20 protein-coding genes are annotated in these 21,221 nt (G+C 47.6%); 16 read left to right on the forward strand and 4 right to left on the reverse strand.

Going from position 1 to position 21,221, the window contains the following annotated elements; translation table 11 throughout:
* Window positions 1-24: 24 nt before the first annotated feature.
* Together AC6I8I_RS20440 and AC6I8I_RS20445 are read right to left on the reverse strand one after the other, a co-directional pair.
* On the reverse strand, window positions 25-618 hold the full coding sequence (locus AC6I8I_RS20440) for a hypothetical protein (RefSeq protein WP_497828807.1): 594 nt from the start codon (window positions 616-618) through the stop codon (window positions 25-27).
* 89 nt (window positions 619-707) lie between these two features.
* Entirely contained in the window at window positions 708-1,388 is a 681-nt protein-coding gene (locus tag AC6I8I_RS20445; RefSeq protein ID WP_497828913.1) for a S24 family peptidase, read from the reverse strand.
* Window positions 1,389-1,504: 116 nt separating this feature from the next.
* Between AC6I8I_RS20445 and AC6I8I_RS20450 the strand changes: the two genes are divergently transcribed.
* The 3 genes from AC6I8I_RS20450 (at window position 1,505) to AC6I8I_RS20460 (ending at window position 3,219) form a co-directional block, all read left to right on the forward strand.
* On the forward strand, window positions 1,505-1,726 hold the full coding sequence (locus AC6I8I_RS20450) for a transcriptional regulator (RefSeq protein WP_497828808.1): 222 nt from the start codon (window positions 1,505-1,507) through the stop codon (window positions 1,724-1,726).
* 39 nt (window positions 1,727-1,765) lie between these two features.
* Window positions 1,766-2,521 carry a helix-turn-helix domain-containing protein gene (locus AC6I8I_RS20455; protein ID WP_497828809.1) on the forward strand — a complete coding sequence of 252 codons (756 nt, stop codon included), beginning with the start codon at window positions 1,766-1,768 and terminating at the stop codon, window positions 2,519-2,521.
* A 77-nt stretch (window positions 2,522-2,598) separates the two neighbouring features.
* Window positions 2,599-3,219: a replication protein P gene (locus AC6I8I_RS20460; protein ID WP_497828810.1), complete on the forward strand. Its 621-nt coding sequence runs from the start codon at window positions 2,599-2,601 to the stop codon at window positions 3,217-3,219.
* Between the two features lie 162 nt (window positions 3,220-3,381).
* On the opposite strand, the gene AC6I8I_RS20465 is transcribed toward AC6I8I_RS20460, so the two are convergent.
* Window positions 3,382-3,675 carry an Arc family DNA-binding protein gene (locus AC6I8I_RS20465; protein ID WP_497828811.1) on the reverse strand — a complete coding sequence of 98 codons (294 nt, stop codon included), beginning with the start codon at window positions 3,673-3,675 and terminating at the stop codon, window positions 3,382-3,384.
* Between the two features lie 423 nt (window positions 3,676-4,098).
* Here AC6I8I_RS20465 and AC6I8I_RS20470 point away from each other — a divergent pair, with 423 nt between their 5' ends.
* From AC6I8I_RS20470 to AC6I8I_RS20490, 5 genes are all read left to right on the forward strand, one after another.
* The gene (locus AC6I8I_RS20470) at window positions 4,099-4,545 is read left to right on the forward strand and encodes a BRO-N domain-containing protein (RefSeq protein ID WP_497828914.1); all 447 of its coding nucleotides are present in this window, start codon (window positions 4,099-4,101) and stop codon (window positions 4,543-4,545) included.
* A gap of 685 nt (window positions 4,546-5,230) precedes the next feature.
* Window positions 5,231-6,790, forward strand: coding sequence for a recombinase family protein (locus AC6I8I_RS20475; protein ID WP_497828812.1), 1,560 nt, complete (start codon window positions 5,231-5,233; stop codon window positions 6,788-6,790).
* A complete protein-coding gene (locus AC6I8I_RS20480; RefSeq protein ID WP_497828813.1) occupies window positions 6,771-7,673 on the forward strand; it encodes a ParB/RepB/Spo0J family partition protein in 903 nt (300 codons plus the stop codon). Before AC6I8I_RS20475 ends, AC6I8I_RS20480 begins: the two co-directional genes overlap by 20 nt.
* Window positions 7,654-8,523 carry a plasmid partitioning protein RepB C-terminal domain-containing protein gene (locus tag AC6I8I_RS20485; RefSeq protein WP_497828814.1) on the forward strand — a complete coding sequence of 290 codons (870 nt, stop codon included), beginning with the start codon at window positions 7,654-7,656 and terminating at the stop codon, window positions 8,521-8,523. The genes AC6I8I_RS20480 and AC6I8I_RS20485 overlap by 20 nt, the downstream gene beginning before the upstream one ends.
* Window positions 8,524-10,271: 1,748 nt before the next feature.
* A complete protein-coding gene (locus AC6I8I_RS20490) occupies window positions 10,272-10,562 on the forward strand; it encodes a Bor family protein (protein ID WP_497828815.1) in 291 nt (96 codons plus the stop codon).
* A 451-nt stretch (window positions 10,563-11,013) separates the two neighbouring features.
* On the opposite strand, the gene AC6I8I_RS20495 is transcribed toward AC6I8I_RS20490, so the two are convergent.
* Window positions 11,014-11,466 carry a GNAT family N-acetyltransferase gene (locus AC6I8I_RS20495; protein ID WP_411555825.1) on the reverse strand — a complete coding sequence of 151 codons (453 nt, stop codon included), beginning with the start codon at window positions 11,464-11,466 and terminating at the stop codon, window positions 11,014-11,016.
* A 274-nt stretch (window positions 11,467-11,740) separates the two neighbouring features.
* Here AC6I8I_RS20495 and AC6I8I_RS20500 point away from each other — a divergent pair, with 274 nt between their 5' ends.
* The 8 genes from AC6I8I_RS20500 to AC6I8I_RS20535 all read left to right on the forward strand — a co-directional run bounded on the left by AC6I8I_RS20500 (window position 11,741) and on the right by AC6I8I_RS20535 (window position 21,162).
* Complete coding sequence (locus AC6I8I_RS20500) at window positions 11,741-12,637, forward strand: PhzF family phenazine biosynthesis protein (protein WP_473796636.1); 897 nt, start codon at window positions 11,741-11,743, stop codon at window positions 12,635-12,637.
* 107 nt (window positions 12,638-12,744) lie between these two features.
* The gene (locus AC6I8I_RS20505; protein ID WP_497828816.1) at window positions 12,745-13,206 is read left to right on the forward strand and encodes a GNAT family N-acetyltransferase; all 462 of its coding nucleotides are present in this window, start codon (window positions 12,745-12,747) and stop codon (window positions 13,204-13,206) included.
* 967 nt (window positions 13,207-14,173) lie between these two features.
* Window positions 14,174-16,150, forward strand: a complete 1,977-nt coding sequence (locus tag AC6I8I_RS20510) for an alkyl/aryl-sulfatase (RefSeq protein WP_497828817.1) — start codon at window positions 14,174-14,176, stop codon at window positions 16,148-16,150.
* Window positions 16,151-16,232: 82 nt separating this feature from the next.
* On the forward strand, window positions 16,233-17,009 hold the full coding sequence (locus AC6I8I_RS20515) for a hypothetical protein (protein ID WP_069729168.1): 777 nt from the start codon (window positions 16,233-16,235) through the stop codon (window positions 17,007-17,009).
* Between the two features lie 112 nt (window positions 17,010-17,121).
* The gene (locus AC6I8I_RS20520; RefSeq protein ID WP_497828818.1) at window positions 17,122-17,415 is read left to right on the forward strand and encodes a YicS family protein; all 294 of its coding nucleotides are present in this window, start codon (window positions 17,122-17,124) and stop codon (window positions 17,413-17,415) included.
* 32 nt (window positions 17,416-17,447) lie between these two features.
* A complete protein-coding gene (locus AC6I8I_RS20525) occupies window positions 17,448-18,638 on the forward strand; it encodes an OmpP1/FadL family transporter (protein ID WP_497828819.1) in 1,191 nt (396 codons plus the stop codon).
* A gap of 55 nt (window positions 18,639-18,693) precedes the next feature.
* Complete coding sequence (locus AC6I8I_RS20530) at window positions 18,694-19,458, forward strand: hypothetical protein (protein WP_497828915.1); 765 nt, start codon at window positions 18,694-18,696, stop codon at window positions 19,456-19,458.
* Between the two features lie 66 nt (window positions 19,459-19,524).
* Complete coding sequence (locus AC6I8I_RS20535) at window positions 19,525-21,162, forward strand: mechanosensitive ion channel family protein (RefSeq protein ID WP_497828820.1); 1,638 nt, start codon at window positions 19,525-19,527, stop codon at window positions 21,160-21,162.
* Window positions 21,163-21,221: the final 59 nt, after the last annotated feature.

Raw genomic sequence — 21,221 nt, forward strand, 5'->3', positions numbered from 1 at the left:
CGCTCTAGATTAGTGAATAAAATATCAGTTATTACCGAATCGGCATTTTTTCTGGACGGCGTGTATTTGTCGACCTGCCTCGTTGCAAACTTTGGTGAATTGAGAGTTCATTCGGTAATCAGGATACTTCGCAGCGCCAGCCATAATCTGTTTGTGATATTCGGTTTCCGTCTCCACGGCCTTACTTACGCGATCGGTTACTGCTCGCCTGCAATGGTTTTCCGCCCGGCAGAGTTCAGTAGCCCGTGCTGGCGGCTCCCATCCCAGCTCTGAAGCCAGAATTTCTTCAATCTTGCGGCACGCAATCGCCTCAAGCATGCGCCGCATATGCCGGCGTGCCCGGGCATTGTTTTTGGCTACAGGTTTAACAGATCTGCCATAGCTGATTTTCGCCATACATCCCTCCGTTAAGTTACTGGCTGCACTGTCGCAACAATGCACGCAGTAACCTGAGGTTCGGTGCGTTCTCGGCACCCTTCGTAGAGCTTCCCGCTCGTTGTTAAAGAGCTTGATGTCATGCAGGTTGATAGGATTTCCCTGCTCAAAACTGACTTTATCTTCATGATAAATTTCAGTCAATATCAAAATGATAAATATCCTGATATTTGATATATCCATTTGATTTATAGTGGTTTTTATTTATCTCGAAACCTGCATTGAGAAGGTTTCGAGAAAAGGATGTTTGTGAAGGGGGGGGGCGAAGGCGGTTAACTGGCTTTACTAAGGTGTTCCAGGAAACGCGTATGCTTTAGTATTGCTGCAACATATTGGATTTTTTCAACCTCGTCTGGAGCCAAGGTGATTGGATGATGCTGGCTATTTACACTTGTAAATAGAAAAGATCCGTCTCGAGTTTTATTAAAAATTTTTATCATGTTACGCCCGTCCCTGGTCCTTACGAAAACTTCATCTCCGACCTGAACAGGCGTATTGGGTTCTATTACGACGAACTCACCTGATTGAATCCTTGGCCACATGCTATCGCCTTTCACTTTCAGCCCAAAAGCTTCCTGGTCCTTGCTACATATACATAACCATCCGGCATGAAGTTCCATCATATCCACCGAGCCATCTGTGCCCAGTAAAGCTTCTCCCACCACTCGTACAAAGCCGCTGGCAGGTGCGCCTGCAATCTCAATCTCATCTTCTGGGATGTTGTCAGGATGAATGCTATCCAGCCATCCAGTAGGAAGCTTTAGTGAACTTTCAATCCGGCGGGCAAGCCTGTCACCAATATTTCTAAATGCCTCATTGCCTAATACCTGGCTGAGCTGGGCGGGGTTCAGTCCACACTGTTCTGCAAAGCCAGCCTTAGTCGCATCGGTTTGCTGCAAATGTTCATTTAGAAGCTTTAACAGGTTTACCTTTCTAATCTCTTTGTTTTCCATCTTTAAATTTTTACATGATTTATCTTCATGATAAATGTTCAAAAAGATAAATATAGTTGCCTGAAATTTATCTAATTGATAAAGTGCCATCATTTTAAGGCAAAGGAGCCTATCGAATGAACAATGAACTTTTGCGTTGGCGCAAAGATGCTAGCAAGGAAGAGTGGGCGTTATTAGCAAGTAAGGCAATGACGACTGTAGGTTATCTGGATCAGCTGGCTTACGGTTTCAGGAAGGCCTCTCCCTCAAAAGCTGTTCAGATTGAGAAGGCCTCAGCAGAATTCACCTCAAGGAAACCGGTAAGTAAAGAAAGTCTGCTTTTTGATTCACGCGCCTAGTCGGTGAAATTCAAAAAACAATTTCTAAACGGAGCTGTTATGAGCATGACACTCATGGCCCAGGCTATGGGCATCAAGGTCGGAAATCCCATCCGAAAGCTGGTGCTGATCAAGCTTGCAGACAATGCAAACGATAAAGGCGAGTGCTGGCCTTCCTATCAGCATATTGCTGACCAGTGCGAGATCGGACGGTCAACAGTTAAAGGTCACATCAGGGCTCTGGAAGAAATGGGTCTGGTACGACGTGAGTACCGTAAAAATGGCGATCTCAATCAGTCAAATCTTTTCCATCTCACTCTCGACAATCCGGTCAAAACCTTCGCTGAGGTTAGTGGGGCAGATAATGACCCGGGTCAGGAGCTGACCGGGGTGGGGCAGGAGCTGACCGGGGGTGGGGCAGGAGCTGCCCCAGGGGGTGGGGCAGGAGCTGCCCCCAGAACCAGTCACTCTTTAGAACCAGTCATTGAACCTATAAACATAACATCCGCCGCTGGCGCGACGTGTGTGACGAAACCGGCTTTTTCTCGTTACGCTTTCGATGGCAATGTTGTGAAGCTCAATCACGAGGATTTTGAGTCATGGCGTAAACTCTATGCGAACGTGGATCTGGTTTACGAACTCCAGAAACTTGATATCGAGTTCACTCATGAGAGGCCGAAAAGCTGGTTTATCACTGCCAGCCAGAAACTCAGCTATCAGAACAAACAGGCTGTCTGGCGGAGACAGCCACCTCTTGATGCAGTAACCCTGCCGCACTGGAACGATCTCAGCGAATGGGAGAGTAATTTCATATGACCAGTCCAGCCTCAGCCGCCATTGGCGCGGAAGATCGTAATTTGGCACACAGCAACGTGCAGACGAGTAATCGGGGCGTGAATAAAACCGCCGAACAGCTGGTGGACATGCTGTTTGCTGGGCTGAAGCTGGTATTTCCGGCAGCAATCAGCACCACGCTGAAAGATCCCCGGGATGAAGCTGCCGCAAAACGACAGTGGATAGCCGCATTCATTGAAAACGGTATCTGCACGAAGCAGCAGCTATCGACAGGCATGAAGCATGCGCGTGCCAGCTGCTCACCGTTTTGGCCGTCTCCGGGGCAGTTCATCCAGTGGTGTAAACAGGACGATTACAGCGCGGCAGGCCTGCCTGATGCAGAAACACTTTATGAACTCGTAATGACCTACTGCGCGCGCCGCGGATTTTATGAAGGCCCGGAAAGCTACCCCTGGAAAACAAACGCTGAATACTGGCTTGTTACCGGTCTGTACAGCCAGATGAAAGTGAAGAATCTGAGCGAGAGTGAGCTACGTCAGGCATGTAGCGCCGACCTGCAGAGGATGTATCGCCGTATCAGGGCCGGAGAGTTAATACCTGCGCCTAGAAAACAACTGGCGAAAATTTATGTGCCGGTCAGCAAAAAAATTGCACTCGGGCATATTGCCTCTATTCGCAAACAGCTTGGTCTGAAGAAAGTTCCGCACCCGAATGTATAAAATCCATGCAGGAAAAAAGGGGGAGCAAAAGAGAGTTACGTGTACAGGTTTGGCATACCAGTGGCTGAATTATCTTGATTAAGACTGAATTACATAATGAGTGATCATTGTCAGACATGCCATTCCTGCAGGGTAAGTGAGCTCTGGTTAAAAATGGAAGGTTTATTCAGACAGGCCTTTAGCTGGTACAAGATCGTATTCCTGAATGATTCGCTTTACTGCATTCTCAGCCGCATCTGAAACCATTTTATTAAGCTCTGTTGTGGTCATTATGACCTTTGAGTCCTGGTGTATCGGATCGGGGACATCTTCTGCTTTTACCCAGGCTTCTATAGCAGCAACCATCTCAGCATTCGCTGAGCGTTTGTTGCGGTCAGCCATAGTAACGATGTGTTCCTTGAGCTCTTCAGGAAGACGAAGATTGACCTGAGGGTGTTTATATTTTCTGTCAGCCATTTATACCGCACGCGTGACCTTCTGGGTACACGTCCGTCTCGTTAAGTAACTGATAATTATCAGAAATATTAGCTACTTACATATTGACCAGCAAGATGTCACTTAATAATATGCATACGTACCTACTACATATTATTTCTGATTTTGAATTTTTCTTTCGGCCCGATGTGGCTGGAAAAGTGGTGGAAAGCTTAACGTTAAATTATCAAGGCTCCAGTATTAAGGGAGCGGTAAGGGTAATCAGGGAGTATACGGAGCGACCAGGTGTTAAGCGCCTATAGTTGCAGAAGTCCAACGGTAGTCAGACCGTCAGGCTTCAGGTTCCGAACATTCTCTGAAAGTAATTTCCGATATGAAAACTGGAGTTAAAAAATGCCTTAGCTTCCGTGGCATTCAGCTAAACCCTTAGCTGAGAAGCCCGATATCTGGCTTACAGCAATGCAGATTGGCTATGCGCTGCAGTATGCTGATGATAAAGCTGTACAGCGTATTTATTCGCGTCATGCGGATGAATTCACTGAACACTTGACGGGGATGGTCAAAGTGACCACCCCTCATGGAGAACAGCTAAGCCGAGCATTTTCACTTAGCGGTGCCCATCTGATAGCATTTTTCGCACGCACGCGCGTAGCCAAGGAGTTCCCTCGCTGGGTTCTCGACATTCTGGACCAGGAGATAACTATTTCTGCTGTCTGTAAGCCAGTCGAGCGTGAGCGTCATGCTTATAACGCAGAGGCTCTGGCTACGCACTTCTCAGAGCTATATGACGCCTGGAAGACGCAAATTGAACCCGCGCTTCGTTCAATTGAATCACCACTGGCTAGCCGACTGCATGATCGGTTTCAGGAAGGGAAGATTCTGATGAGTTAAGTTGCGAATGATGCGAGAGGTTTTTTGTTGCCTGGTGAAAAAGCAAAAATCATGTAATAACTGAAATTGAAAATCGCCAGTTACTGCTGGCGGACTTTATCAGCGCCAATTTGCATTTAGCAGGCAACAGTGTGCACCTAATACGCTGAATTTATCAAATAGCCATGCGAAAATACTGAACCGACTTTGGGGCTTATCAACTTGAGAAGGCCAGTTCCTATAGTGGAGCATTGTCCATCAAACGCGGGAAGTTGACCCACAGAAATTAAACTTTAAAAAGAAATCAGCTAAATCTCCAACCCTGGGCGGTAGTTCTGAATGCTTTTCTATTTTCACTATGTAGGCTTAATAACTTATAGTCGTTTAGCCAGCAAGTCCTTACTAATATCGTATTCTAGTCGACTCATAATTATCTTCATGCCCATGACATCATTATGTTTTGCAAAGGCGTCTGCTGTCGTATTTTTCCTGCAGTTCCAGATAACGGTGAATACACAGGTTTGTAAGACGGTTGGCTTTGTTACGCCAGCCCAGACTTTCTGATGAATTTTGGTCTGATAAGCTTTAATTGCCGCTTAGCTCACAAATAACCGTATGAAATTGTTGAGGAGTTGAAAAAGATTGAATTTGATTAAGAATTGATCAATTTTGAAGGATCGGCAAGATGATTTAGAGAAATTATCTTATGAAAAAATCTCAACATGAACATATTTGTGTTGCTCAGTATCTGAGAATGTCTACTGAGCACCAAAGGTATTCCATTGAAAATCAGGAAGAATATCTTAAGTCTTATGCCTCACAACATAACATGCTCATCAAGCATACCTACAATGATGCAGGCAAAAGCGGCGTTACACTATCTGGCAGGGACGGTCTAAAACAGCTCCTGACTGACGTGTTAAGCGGCGGAATAAACATTGAGGCAGTGCTGGTTTATGATGTGAGTCGTTTCGGTCGTTTTCAGGACCCTGATGAAGCAGCGCACTATTCATTCTTGTTAAAACAGCATAAGGTCAAGGTAATTTATTGCGCAGAGCCGATTTCTGATGAGCATCCTGAAATCGCAATGTTAGCTTTACCTGTGTTACGTTTTGGTGCAGCAAATTATAGTAAGAACCTGTCAGACAAAGTTTTTCTTGGACAGATTAATCTTGCTAAAAAAGGTTTTAGGCAGGGCGGATTATGCGGTTATGGATTGAGAAGACTTCTTATCGATGAAAATAACAAGCCTAAAGAAATACTGAGATTTGGACAAAGGAAAAGTATTCAGTCAGATAGGGTAATACTTATTCCTGGGCCTAATGACGAAGTGGATGTTGTTAATAAAATTTTCGATATGTTTATTTTTGGTAATATGCCAGAGTTTCTAATAGCCCAAAAACTTAATGAGATTAACATTTTTGGCGAAAACAAACTTAAATGGACGCGCAGTAAGGTAAATCAGATATTGACTAATGAAAAGTATATCGGGAATAACGTTTATAATAAAAAATCTTTCAAGCTAAAATCTAAGCACATTAAAAACGACGAAAGCGACTGGGTGAGGTGTGAAAACGCATACCAACCTGTAATAAAGAAGAAAAAGTTCCTGCTAGCCCAAAAAATCATAAAGGCCAGAGGGGAGCATTTTAGTAACGAGAAAATATTGGGGTATTTAAAGGACAAGTTGTCAACAGTTGGTTATATCAACAAAAAAATCATTGATCAAGATGATATAGGACCTTCAAGTTCCTTAATTGCGTCACGGTTCGGTGGATTAATCAGCGCTTACAAGCTGATAGGCTTTAAGCCACTGATAGATTACAGTTATGTGGATATAAACCAAGAACTAAGAAAAAATAAAGTGGTTTTCATTGAGAGGATTAAAGCAGGTTTTAATTATTTTAGTTGCGGGACATCATCCGAAACTCGAAAAGATATAATTATAAATGGAGAAGTAGTGGTCAATGCTTTAATTGCCAAATGTTCAGTTAAAAATCCATCAAGCGTTAAATGGAATATCAACTTTAATAATATCAAAGGGGCGGATATCTTATTGGTTATAAGAATGGATGGTACTAATAAAGATATTGAGGATTACTATATATTCCCAAGCATTGAAGCGTTTAGTAATAAGCTAACGCTTAAGCAAAAAAATATCCTGAAGCATGATGTTTATCGCTTTGATGATTTGAGTTTACTTTACCTGTTGTTAAAGCCAGTAAACGTACGCGAGGTGAGACATAATGAACTACAACCGCATTGAAATTGTTGAAATTTCGAAAATTAAAATACTAAATCCCAGAGGCAGGAATAAAGTTGTTCACGATGAAATAAAAAATAGTATCGATTTATCAGGTTTAAGAAAACCTGTTTCAGTTCGGGAAATCAAAGATGGTAAATATAAGTATGCATTAATTTGTGGCCAAGGCAGATTAGAGGCGCTTTCAGCTATAGGAGAAAGCCATGTCCCGGCAATAATTAAAGATATTAATCAAGAGGATGCGTATGTTATGAGTCTTGTTGAAAATATAGCAAGGAGGAAACCACGAGCAAGTGAGCTCTATGAAAGGATCAGTGAAATGAATGCCAGAGGTATTTCAGTTACTGATATAGCTAAGTATCTATCCTGCTCGGAAAACTGGGTAAAATCAATCCTGTTAATGTTAGAGAGAGGTGAGCGAAAATTATTAGCCGCGGTTGAATCCGGTAAAATTCCTCTTTATCTGGCAGTCGAATTTTCACGTTCTAATGGATCTGAAACACAGGATATAATGATTAATGCTTACGAAAAGGGTGTTATAAACTCGAAAAATGTTGGAAAAATCAGGGACATTCTCAATCTTCGTGCGACCGGAGTTAAAGGTATAGCAAACCTGGACTTTCAGCAACATAAAGGGAACAAAAAAATTTCTCCTGATGAGTTACTGTCTCTATATCAGGAAAGTGTTAATCAGCATAAGAACCTTATTGCAAAACATGACTATGTCATCGAATGCTTGTTAGCATGCAGGACTATTATGGTTGATCTTCTTTCTAATGACAGTTTTGTCGGGCTTTTAAATGATGAAGGGTTGAATCAGGTCCCTTATGCAATTGTAAAAGATAATGTTGAATTGGAGAAAGATAATGACAAAGCAATGCTTTAACAATGAATTCTTGGAAGTTTCTGTTGAAAAACTTATTTATAGCAAGGTTCTTCCTGAAAATGTCAAATTGAGTTTTAAATACAGACAAATACTGGCTTCAATAAAAGAAATAGGTTTGGTTGAGCCAATAATTGTTTTTATTACAGACTCCGGAAGAGTGATGAAAATAATAGATGGCCATTTAAGATTGGAGGCTATGAAAGATCTGTCATTTGAAAAAATAAGCTGCATCATCTCTACAATAGATGATTCATATACACCAAACAAGTTCGTAAATCGTCTAACTGTATTACAAGAGCATAAGATGATAAAAAAAGCAATTGATTCTGGTGTGTCAATTGATAAACTCAGTTCTGCATTGGGCATAACTTCTGAAATTATAAAGTCAAGATTCAATATTGCTAAAGGTATTAATGACGATGTTGCCTATATACTTGCAGATAAGCATGTTCCAATTAACACTTTTGATATACTAAAGAAAATGAAGCCGGTGCGGCAAATCGAAGTTGCTAATATAATGATTAATTTCGATAATTTTACTGTTAAGTTTGCGCAGTCTTTGTTATATGCCACTGAAGCGAAATTAATGGTAGAGCCTAAGAAAAAAGAGAGTTCAGGTATGACAGAAAACCTTGCTCGGCTTGAAAGGGAAATGGCATCAGTGCAAGTAGAAACAGAAAATATAAAAAATAATTATGCAGAAAAAACTTTGCAACTCCTTATCATTAGGAATCATATAAAAAAACTTTTGGGTAATTCCAACGTGTTAATGTGGCTTTTGGAAAACAAACCAGATTACCTTAACCTGCTGAAGAAAATATCTGATATTGAAAATATAAATCACCCTTGATTTAATCAGAGTTTGTAATATTAAAAATTTTTTTCAGTAGATAATTTCAGTTGATATTTTCAATGTTTAATCACTTTTTATCCTGATGGCTTGGTTGGAAATTTAATCACTATAATGAAATAAAATAAAGGGTTTTGGTTCTATTGGATTTGCGCGCATTACATTAGGCCACAGGAATGTGTTCAGCTGGTTAGGGGGCTGGTTTCGGTTTATGCGTGCTTCGTGTCGGTCGATTAAATGTTAGGTAGCCGCTGGCACAAAGCGGACTTTAGCAGTTCTTTCCGAACGTTTGAGACGCAGTGGAACCTTAAGCCGGCTCAGCGGTTGGCGGAGGGGCAAAAGTTTAAAGTGAGAAGGGCGCCACGACGCGATGTTAACGCGATATCTGATACCGGTTATGAGATTCCAGAGGGGTTTCGGGGTGGGTGAGCGTGACAAGCATCATTTTCTCCTAGTCCGCTATGAGCGAAGAGCGGACATTTACTGATGAGAACTAAATATCAGATATAAAGTCCCGATCACGAATCCCGGAACCTGCAGCAGGCCTGCTGAACCTCTGCGCTTCACTGCAAAATCGTGATACAGTATGCGGCGGATTTTCTTATCGCGAATTTCACTGCCTTACTTTCCTTCCCGGCTCCGCTGGCCAGGTTTCGGGATTTTTTTCAGCCATCCTGGTTGTTTGTCCAGGATGGCTGCCCCGGAACTTACCTTCTATATCACGACCACGCCCCTGCGCTTCAGGCACCCGACAGCGGACGCCGGCAGCAGCACGCCCGTTTTCAGGACAAAAAAAACGCCCAGAAGGCGGTACAAAGAGGAATACTGTGACTCTTGATTTTATCGTGGTCAGCCGGAGCCGCCGGCCGGTATTAACTATAGAAAAGATAGCCACAATAACAAGCGTAAGCGGGGAAAAACGCTTTCTCATACCTAGTCGCATCTACCGGCATGGCTGAGCCAGAGACCTGACTCGACGGGACTCTGCCCGTAAATACCCGCCATCTTTAGCGGGCTGAATAATCAACCATTGTTCGCAGGTTACGGCAAACGTGCCGGCTCCAGTCCAGCAGGGAAGAGATACTCCCTTCAGCATGGAATAAAAATACAGTTGCGCAAGCAAGCATACGCCGAGAATGGCAAAAAAAATGTCTCCCAGACAGGGAGCCAAGAAAAACGGTAGTTTAGGTCGTTGCACATCCCTGGTGAAGGATTATTTAAGTATCGGCCGGATTTTTGCATGTGTAAACCCGGAGAGCACAATTGTTTGTAGTTTGTAACCGCCTGTATGTAGTATTTAACCTAACAGTGCTTATTAGTCTATCAGCAGAGCAGTAATACCCGCTTTTTGCACAAAGCAGACTTGCATGCGGGGCACAGTCCGCTATGAGCGAATAAAGGACGTTAGCCTCAAGCGGACATAATCAGTTTTTGAGAAGATCTCTAAAATTGAATGAACTATTTTGACAAGCCACCTAAAGGTTTACGCGTACTTAAGCTACGTTCATCGTTAAATAATGAGTGCTGCCCAGACTTTTCACGTCTCACTCCAGACATCCGGTAAAATGAGAACACTGTACTTAACATAGCCTCGCTAATTTCAAAACAATTTAAAAGATAATCCTTAACATTGATAAATGTAACTTAAACGATTTTTCAATTTTCAAGATCGCGTGTACTAATATTTGTTTTTAAGTGCCATTTGGGAGTAAAGTTCCTATTATTAACCTCACTAGTAAATGGACACCATGAAAAAAATATTAATTACTGTTATCACAATTGTGATGTTATCTGGATGTGCTCAACAAACATTCAAGATTAATGATGGTATTACTGATAAACCCTCTCATGAGACCAAACAGACCTTCTTTGTTCAAGGTCTCGGGCAAGCTCAGACTATAGATGCAGCTCTTGTCTGTGGTGGAGCTGATAAAGTTATCCGCACTGAAGTTCAGGAATCAGGAATGGATGTACTTCTGCGAATTGTAACACTTGGAATTTATACACCTCGAGAAGCCAGAGTATATTGTTCTAAATAATTCTTGAAGGATCGAAACAGACTGCACCTTACTAAGTTGTAAATTGACTTATTAGGGTGCGTTTTTTATTATAAGTATACAGCTTTTAGCATATATAATTATGCTGAGATTCTTTTCTTATACATTGCCTTCATTATCAATGTCTTCAATTTAAATAAATCGCCTGCTAAATTAGGCAATGTAACAATTAAATGTCATTAGTGTGATCTGCTTCCCCTTTGATTATTGCAATACGAATTTAGCAAGGTCCGCAACTGGCACAAAGCGGCTTGGCGCTGGCCCACGGTCCGCTATGAGCGAGAAGCGGGCGTGCCCCGTTCACGTCCGGGCAATGCACAGTACTTGCTGGTAATCTGCATAACCCGGATTGAACATTACATCCGGGTTATGCATCGGGGTCTGGAGGCTGCGGTTCCAGACACGCGAGTCGTCTGATCGCATAGGACAGCTGCTAGGGCACGCGCTTAAGCATGTGGATTGCTAAGCCACCGTTTCGTTCTTCAGTGCGTTCAACGTGATAACCTAATGATGCGTAGAGGCGAAGGTTCACTTCAAACAATGAGTTTGTATAAAGTCGTACGACATCTAAACCGGCTTGAACGGCCAGTTGCTCTGCATGAGCCACCATCTTTCTTCCGTAACCGCGCTTCTGGAAACGCGGGTCAACGGCAACGCTTTCAATCAGGATATCGTCCTTGCGCTGAATTGTTTCCACGAGCGCGGCCAAATCTGCGCCAGAGAACAAAAGATCGACTCTGTTCTCCTGGATGAATGCGGCGTGATCCGCCTTCATCGGAAGAGGTTCCCGGCCAATCACGGGTACCCACTTAGCGTAAGCCATTCTTGTGAGTTCCGTAACGGCCTCGACATCACTAATCGTTGCAATTCGCATCGTCTCGATCATGTTATTGCCATAACATCTGTTACGAGCCCCACTGAAACGCGCTGAGCGCGTTTCTGGTCAAAAAAAAACAGATAACTGTTCCACAACATTTTCCATGTCTGTACATCATTCTCTTTCAACACCCGGATAAGCATAAAATCACCTCTTCAATTTATTGAAGTTCACCCTGTACAAAGCATAAGTATCTGTACCTAATATATACAGCGTGATAAAAAATAACAGAGATACTGAATAATTACTCATTTTTATAGAATATAAAATCATGAAGGTGCTAATGAAAAGACGCTATGTGATTGCAGACGTATTTACTGACAAACCTTTTAGCGGTAATCCGGTTGCAGTCGTTCTGGATGCTGAGGGACTGACCACTAAGCAAATGCAGTTACTTGCCGTTGAGTTTGGCTACAGTGAAACGACCTTTGTATTGCCCCCTGAAGATTCCTCAAATACTGCTCATGTCCGTATATTTACGCCGTCTCGTGAAATTCCTTTCGCTGGTCATCCTAACGTGGGGACTGCTTTTGTGCTGGCAAATCAGGCCACACTAAATGGCAGGTCGTTGCCTGAAATTCTGCTGTTCGAAGAGGCTGCTGGGCTGGTACCGGTCAGGCTTATTAAAGAAAATGAGGCGGCCACCGGTGCAGAACTTCTTGTGCCTGAAGCATTATCCTGCCGCACAGAAGTCAGCCCGGAAAAGGTAGCCGCCTGCCTCTCTCTGGGAACCAGTGATATTCGGACAAAAATGCATATGCCTCTTGTCGCCTCGGTTGGTTTGCCTTTTCTGGTTGTCGAGCTCGCAACCCGGGATGCACTTCGCCGTTGCGTACCAAATTTACAGGGTTTCCGGACTGTTCTGCCTCTCGATGGTGCGGTTTCTGTTTATGCCTATACTCTGGAAATTGCTCCGGAAGACCAGTGTGATATGCATGCCCGCATGTTTACTCCGCGAATGACCGAAGATCCGGCGACAGGAAGTGCGACAGCAGCAGTGACAGCCCTGCTGGCACAGCTTCGCAATGAGAAAGTGCTCTCGCTCCGGGTAAGCCAGGGCGTAGACATGGGACGGGCCAGCGTGTTGTATTCAGGCTATGACGGCACGTCAGAAATACCGTCCGTCAGGGTGGGAGGAAAAACCGTTATTGTGATGGAAGGATCATTTAACCTACCCTGAAGCACAAGTGGATGGTCCGCTGTGCCAAAGCGGACGTTGTGCCTTAGTGATTTTTTCAGAGATTGATAAGGTTAATTCCCCCTACATCATTTGGACAGGTGTGAAAAGTGAGCATTTCAGCGATACATGAATGGCATATGAATGATTTTCTGATTAGTACAGACAATGAAAAGTTGAATATACAGGCTGTGCATCAGTATTTGACGAGATCCACATGGGCAAAAGGTATCGATCTGGAAACCGTCACTGCTTCAGCAGAGAACAGCCTTAACTTTGGCATTTATCATAATGAATTACAGATAGGGTTTGCACGCCTGATAACAGATTATGCTACTTTCGCGTACCTTTGTGATGTGTATGTGCTTGAGGAGCATCAGGGCGACGGGCTGGGAAGGTGGCTTATGGAATGTATTCATAACCATCCGCTGCTTGAAAAGCTTCGTAGAGTGTTCTTATTCACAACAACTGCGTCCTGGCTTTATGAAAAGTTTGGCTATGAACCGATAAATCAGAAAAACTTCGCGTGGGCCATCACCAGGCCTGATATCTATACCTATAGACAAAAGTAAACATAACATTTGTTCCAAATGCCTGCTAACAGGCCCTTCAAGAGTGCAAGGTCCGCTTTTGGCACGAAGCGGACTGGTGCAGTTCCTTTGGGGCATGCAGGTGCAGTGGGACCTGACGCTGGCTCAGCGGCTGGCGGAGGAGGGGCGGCAGGATATGATGAGCAGAGTGCAAGGCCGTTACGTTAACGCGATACCCCTTACCCCATATGCGGTGCCTGAAAGGTTACGGGGAGAGTAAGGTGTCGCGGAGGCGGGGGTAAGCGGATTATGTACGCGACAAATAAAAAATGATTTGTTATTAACCCTGACAGGCTGAATACATTATTAACCTGCCTGTCGGATTTTTAGGCAAAAGGGGGCTTTGACGCCGCAGGACTATGTCAGCAATCTCTCTGACATTCACTTCCTTCATAACGCAGCCATACCGCCTCATGTATCGCAACACTATCTGCATTGTATTTGCCTCACGACTGAAACCGTACAAAAGCGCCGTCAGCAAAGCATCTTTATGGCATAACCTGAATTCATACAGGTCAGGTATTTCTGAGGGTGTCAGGGCCATTTATTTTTGAGTTTTATAATAATCAGCCCTGAACAATAGCGACACGAGATAGATGAGGAAATTCTCAAAAATTAAGATGCAGCCTGAATGCTGTCGGTAAATTAAGACACTACCGGTTCGCTTATCAAAAAAATACTCCTTTAAAATCAATTAGATGAAAACATTCGTGATTAGTGTAAATTTTTCATTATTTGACGGACTTCAAATTTAGCGAATAAAAGCATCCATTTCTCTTAACTCAAACTGGTGATTTATCAGGAGTTTGCTAACGTTAAAGCAAATGTTAGCAATTATTGCTATTCCTTAACAGTTGACACTGGCTTTCTCTGCCAGGCCCTGTGTTTACGCTTTTTATTTCCGTTGTACCGGATGCAGTCTTCATTCGTCTGAAATCCCGAGGAACCCATGAAATTAACACCTCTAGCCCGAAGTCTGGCCCTGGCCGGTTTACTCTCTACCGCTTCGCTTAGCGTATTTGCAGATGAGACACAAAAAGATGCCGCGCCTGCCACCAAACAGGCTAATGATGCCCTCTATCAGCAATTACCCTTCGATAACAAAAGCGATTTCGAAGACGCCCATAAAGGTTTTATTGCAGCTTTGCCTGATGCTGTTATTAAAGGCGAGTCAGGCAACGTGATCTGGGACCCAAAACAGTACGCCTTTATTAAAGAGGGTGAGAAAGCACCGGATACGGTCAACCCGAGCCTGTGGCGTCAGTCTCAGCTGATTAACATCAGCGGTTTGTTTGAGGTTACCGACGGGATTTACCAGATTCGTAACCTCGATCTTTCCAATATGACCATTATTGAGGGTAAAGAGGGCGTTACCGTGGTTGACCCGCTGGTTTCGGCTGAAACCGCCAAAGTCGGCATGGATCTCTATTTCAAAAATCGCGGTAAGAAACCTGTCGTCGCGGTGATCTATACCCACAGTCACGTTGACCATTACGGCGGCGTGCGTGGCGTAGTCGATGAAGCCGACGTTAAAGCGGGCAAGGTCAAAATCTATGCGCCGGCCGGCTTTATGGAATCTGCCGTTTCTGAAAATATCATGGCCGGCAACGTCATGAGTCGCCGCGCCAGCTATATGTACGGCAACCTGCTGAAAGCCGATGCGAAAGGTCAGGTCGGGGCGGGGCTGGGCACCACCACCTCAGCCGGCACGGTAACGCTGATCGCACCCACCGATTACGTCACCAAAACCGGTGAGAAACGCGTTATTGATGGTCTGACCTACGATTTTATGATGGCCCCTGGCTCGGAAGCCCCGGCAGAAATGCTGTGGTTTATTGAAGAGAAAAAGGTCATCCAGACCGCCGAAGACGTCACCCATACCCTGCATAACACCTACTCGCTGCGCGGGGCCAAAATCCGTGAGCCGCTTCCCTGGTCCAAATACATCAATGATGCGATTAACCGCTGGGGCGACAAGGCAGACATCCTGATGGCGCAGCACCACTGGCCGACCTGGGGCAATGAGAATGTTAACAAACTGCTGAAAAGTCAGCGCGATCTCTATCGTTACATCAATGACCAGACGCTGCGAATGGCCAACGAAGGCCTGACGCGTGATGAGATTGCCGCGCAGTTCAAGCTTCCGCCGTCACTGGCCACCATGTGGGCCAACCGCGGCTATTACGGCTCGGTCAGCCACGACGTGAAGGCAACCTATGTGCTGTATCTCGGCTGGTTTGACGGCAACCCGGCCACGCTTGACGAACTGCCGCCGGAAGATGCCGCGAAGAAATACGTTGAGTACATGGGCGGTGCTGACAGCATTCTGCAGAAGGCCAAATCGGATTACGACAAAGGGAATTACCGCTGGGTCGCTCAGGTGGTCAGTAAGGTGGTGTTTGCCGATCCGGAGAATAAAGCCGCGCGTAATCTGGAAGCTGATGCGCTGGAGCAGATGGGCTATCAGGCCGAATCCGGCCCGTGGCGTAACTTCTACCTGACCGGCGCGCAGGAACTGCGTAACGGCGTGAAACAACTGCCGACGCCAAATACCGCCAGTCCGGACACGGTCCGTGCCATGACGCCGGAAATGTTCTTCGATTACCTGGCGCTGCATATTAACGGTGAAAAAGCCGCCAATGCCAAAGCGGTGCTGAATGTGGACTTTGGCGGCGACGGCGGCAAGTACAAGCTGGAGCTGGAAAATGGCGTGCTTAACCACACGGCAAATTCAGAAGCGCAGAATGCGGATGCAACCCTGACGCTTTCCCGCGAAACCCTGAATAAAGTGATCCTGAAAGAGGAGACGCTGAAGCAGGCACAGGATAAAGGCGAAGTGAAAATCACCGGCAACGCCGACAAGGTCAGCGAGCTGCTGGGCTACATGGATAAGTTCGACTTCTGGTTCAACATGGTCACGCCGTAAAAACCCAGCCGGTAGCGTAATGCTACCGGCTTTTTATTTAGCGACTGACGTTCCGGGAGGATTTTTAATGAAAACTGCAGAGATGGGCGCCGCGTGCCTGCTTTTTTCTTCCGTTGCTGGCAATGCGTACTCAGCCGATCCGCCGGCAGACGCCGCCCAGGCCAATAACCCGCTGGCAAACATGACTGCATTTAACATGCAGAATTATTACATCGGTGACGTCAGCGAAAGTGACAAAGACGCCAACCAGTTCTGGTTCCGCTATGCACAGCCTTTCTCACTGGGCGAAAGCAAGTGGCTGCTGCGCGCCTCGCTGCCTGTCAATACTTACCCCTCACCGCCCACCGGCGGACATCAGACCGGGCTGGGCGACCTGAACCTGTTTACCGCTTATCTGATCGATACCGGCAATCCGGCCGTCAGCTTTGGTTTTGGCCCGCAGATCACCGCGCCCACCGCGACCGAAAATTCACTCGGCAGCGAGAAATGGTCCGCCGGGCTGGTCAACGTGCTGTTTGATGCCAGCTCACCGAAAATTCAGTATGGCTATCTGGCCTCCTGGCAGCACAGCTTTGCCGGTGAGGGTGACCGCAGCGACGTTAACCTGGGCGCTTTCCAGCCGTTCGTTTTTTATCAGCTGGGCGGCGGTACCTATCTGCGTGCCGCGCCTATCTGGAATTATAACTTCCAGAACGACAGCTATGGCGTGCCGCTGGGGCTGGGGGTCGGACAGGTCATCAAACAGGGTAAAACGGTTTATAACTTTTTTGTTGAGCCGCAGGCATCGGTCGCCGACGACGGGCCGGGACAGCCTCGCTGGCAGATTTTTGCCGGCCTTAACCTGCAGTTCCTGAACTGATAGCCTGGGAGACCCCGGCATTGTTACTGGCGCAGAGAGAAGACGGGTTCGCGCCACCAACCGGATGCTGTCAGAAAATCAGGCAAAATTTCACCGTTTAGCGGAGCCCGAAATGAATCTTGTCACAGCCGCTATTGGCTCACTGTTACTGCTATCAGCGCTGCCGGCTTCGGCGTCGCCGTACCAGAATCTGGAGTATGCGCTAAAGGAACAGAAGATTATTGCTGACCTGCGGACACACTGCACGCTGGGTAAAAATATTCCGGATGAAAAGATCCGGTCAGCATTTCTCAGTAATGAAAACAGCCATAAGCTGATCCTTGCCGCAGCCGACGCACTCTCTGCGGATAACCAGCAGGCTTATGCAGAATCGGTAGAAAAGATTCCGTGTCCTGACATCCGATAGACCGGCCACAGTCATCACCTTCCGGAGACGCTATGCGACGAATTACAGGGCTGCTGGCGATACTATTATTTTCTGCTTCATCACAGGCCAGCGGGCTGTACCTTTACGAAATTGCCACTGAGGATACGGGTCTGGCCGGAGCTGGCCAGGCCGCCCGGGCACAGGATGCCTCCACGCTGGTCACTAACCCGGCGGGTCTGACGCGGCTGCCGGATCGGATGCTGACGGGTGGTCTGCAGGCACTCTACGGTGACACGCCTTACACCCTTGATGACAGTGCTGCGCTCAGTGGAAAGAGTCCCGGCAATACTATCGGCTGGTTTCCTGGTGCCAGCGTCTTTTATCATCAGCGCCTGAATGAAGCTGTTTCGGCTGGCATCGGCCTGTACGGTAATTACGGGCTGGGGCTGGACTTTGGCGACTGGGCGGGCGAGCGCTTAATCAAAAAGAGTACGCTGGTTGGCCTGACGCTGAGTCCGGCCGTGGCCTGGCAGATAAACGACCGTCTTTCATGGGGGGCGGGCGTCGGGATTAACTATGGTTTTTTATCACTTACCCGGAATGTGGACGGACAGGATGAAAAAGCGAGCGATCATGACTGGGCACTGAACTTCCGCACCGGATTGCTGTTTGACGTGACCGAGGCAACCCGCATCGGCCTTGCTTATACCAGCAAGACCGAATACCACTTCAATATTGATGCCACGGCACGGTTCCCTCAGCTCGGTAACACTGAATTTACTCTCCCGCTCTCATCACAGATTAATACACCCGCGCAGCTGATGCTGAGCGTGGTGCACGACCTGAATAACCGCTGGTCGGTCATGGGCGATCTGGGCTGGCAGGACTGGAGTGTGTACGGCGGTAATCAGATTTATGTTGCCGGACAGCAGGTTGAGCGCACCAGCCGCCTGCGGGACACCTGGCACACCGCACTGGGGCTGCAATTCCGGCCGGATGAACGCTGGCGTCTGAATGCCGGTATCGCCTATGACAGCAGCTTTTATAAAAACCAGGATGACACTGCTATGACGATGCCTTCCGGCGACGCGTGGCGGTTTGGCACCGGAGCACAGTACCAGCTGACGCCGTCAAGCAGCGTCGGCGCAGCGTTTGAATATCTGAACATGGCTTCGTCCGCCGTTTCCTCACCGCTGCTGCGGGGTGAATACCGCGATCCGGATTTGTACTTTTTCAGTATGAATTACAGCCACACCTTCTGATAGCGCCTTCCCGGGAGGGCAGATGAAAAGAATGGGATGCCGTACTGCCGTGGTGATGCTGTTTGTTCTGAACGGCACCGCCTGGGCAGCCGCCGTAAGCGAGCCGCGCGACAAGCTGGATGACGATCCAACAAAGGTGACCACCAAAGCTGGCGTCTCATGGTCAAATACCTACGACCTGGACGACAGCAATCTCTCATTTTCCGGCTCGGTGGCGCTGGATAAGGCGAAGAAGCTGAATGCGCGGGTTAACAGCGACGCCAGCGAGTGGCGGGTGGGTGGTTCCTGGCTGTTTCCGGTGGGGATTATCAACTTCAACTTTGGCAAAAACGAGTACACCAACGGTGCTACCCAGACCAACTATTCTGTCGGCACCTTCGTCCCGCTCAGCTATTTCGGCATTGAACCGGCAGGCTTCCAGATATTCCCGATGGCCGGGTATACCTACAACACCGGGGAAATAACCGGCTGCAGTACCGGTAATCCGGCTGACTGCAAAGCGCCTCAGTTCGCCGACGCGATTCCCTCAGAGTATGGTTTCAGCACCATCACCACCTCCGGCAGCAGCGGCTATCTGGGCGCGTTCACGCTGCGGCCCCTGACGCCGGACATCACGATACTCGGCTTTGCGGCAGGATCGTATGGCTCGAAAAATGATGAAGGTGAGAACTATCGTGGGTACTTTGGCGGGCTGGGGATAGGGTACCGGTTTGACGCCCACAGCTCCGTTAACCTGCTGACTTTCGTTATGGACAACAACACCTATCTCGACGATCCGGACTCCCGCTTTCTGGTCTCATATACCTGGCAGTTCGAGTAGCTGATTATGAGCGGCCGCCGGGCTGAAACTCAGCCCGGCCGGTAATGAAATCGTTCCGGAGGCGGAATGTTCAAACCTTTAGTGTATTTAGCCTGCTGGCTGATGTTTTTCACCTCGCAGGGGGCAACCGGTGCTGAGCCGCGTCAGGCGCCGTCGCCGCAGGAGCAGGCGCGCACCCTGTACCTGCTCAATCAGCCGGTTGTGATGCTGCAGGCAACATTTGGTCTCACCACGCCCGAAGAACGGGTACAGCGGATCGTGACGCTCTTGCGATCGCTCAATGATGATGACCTGACGCAGCCGGTAGAAACGCATAACGTGACGCGTTACCGGCAGCCGGCTGTGCTTTTTTCAGTTAACGGCAAACCTTTTATGCTGCTGGCGCAGGGCGATCTGGATGAAGGCGATGACCTGTCACTTGCGCAGGCAGCGGACCGCATCCGGCTGCGGCTGGATGCCCTGCGCCTCTCACTGGGTGAACAGTACTCTTCCGGTTATCTTCTGCTTTCTGCGGTGAAGAGCCTGGTGGGGGTGCTGCTGCTGGCGTTGTTTATTCTGTTTGCCATCCGCTCCTATGGCTGGCTGAAGCGGCGCTATGCCGCCCGACGTACCCAGCAGAAAAGCATTATCCCTGGCGCGCTGCGCGCCTTCCTCGGTCCGATTGAGGTACGGCTATATGCCATAGTGCTGACCGCAGCCTTACTCGTGTCCTTTTACCTCTGGGTGAGCTGGGTATTGCGGCTGTTTCCCTGGACACGGATCTGGGGCATGGAGCTGGGCGGGTATGCGACAGGCCTGCTGCAGCATCTGGGGCTGGCAATATTTTCCGCGCTGCCAGGCCTGCTGATTGTCGTCGTCATCTTCCTCATTACGGCACTGGTGACGCGTTTAATCAGACTGGTGCTAAGGCGGGTTGAGACCGGACAGTTACGTCTGCCGGGCCTGCATCCGGATACGGTAGGGGTGACGCGTAAACTGATCGGCGTGGCCATCTGGTTATTCGCGCTGTCAGCGGCCTATCCCTTTCTGCCAGGCGCCAATTCACTCGCCTTCAAAGGGATCAGCGTGTTCTTCGGCCTGATGCTGACGCTCGGCTCGGCTGGCGTCATGAACCATGCGATGAGCGGGCTGGTGCTGACCTACTCGCGGGCACTGCGCAAGGGTGAAGTGATCAGGATTGCCGATCATGAGGGCGTGGTCACTGAGGTGGGCATGCTGGCCACCAAAATTCTGACCCGTGAGAATTATGAAGTTACGGTTCCTAATGCGGTGGTGGTTAGCGGCAGGATAGTGAATTTGAGCGCGATGCTTAAAGGCGACGGCGTCAATATGACCACCAGCGTCACCATTGGCTACGACACGCCGTGGCGGCAGGTTGAGGCGATGCTGGAGCTGGCTGCCAGCCGGACTGCCGGTATTAATCACGACACCGCGCCGCTGGTGCGGCAGCTGGCGCTTCAGGACTGGTATGTGGCATATGAGCTTCAGGTCCGGCTCCGACCGGGAGAGTCGCTGGCCGGAGTAAGGAGCGTGCTCCACGGCCATATACAGGATGTGTTCAGTGAATTTGGCGTACAGATTATGTCACCGAATTTTATCAGCCAGCCTGATCATCCGGTCCTGGTTACAAAAGATGACTGGTTTATCCCGCCGGCGAAAGAAAAGGGAAGCACAGGTGCCACTGAGAAGCCGATCCAGGATTAGAAGGTCGATACGCCTTTAACGGGCAATAATGTCTCTGCCATTTTAACAGACGTTTCGGG

It is taken from the genome of Pantoea sp. X-Soil-YNGN-775 (genome assembly GCF_059730575.1).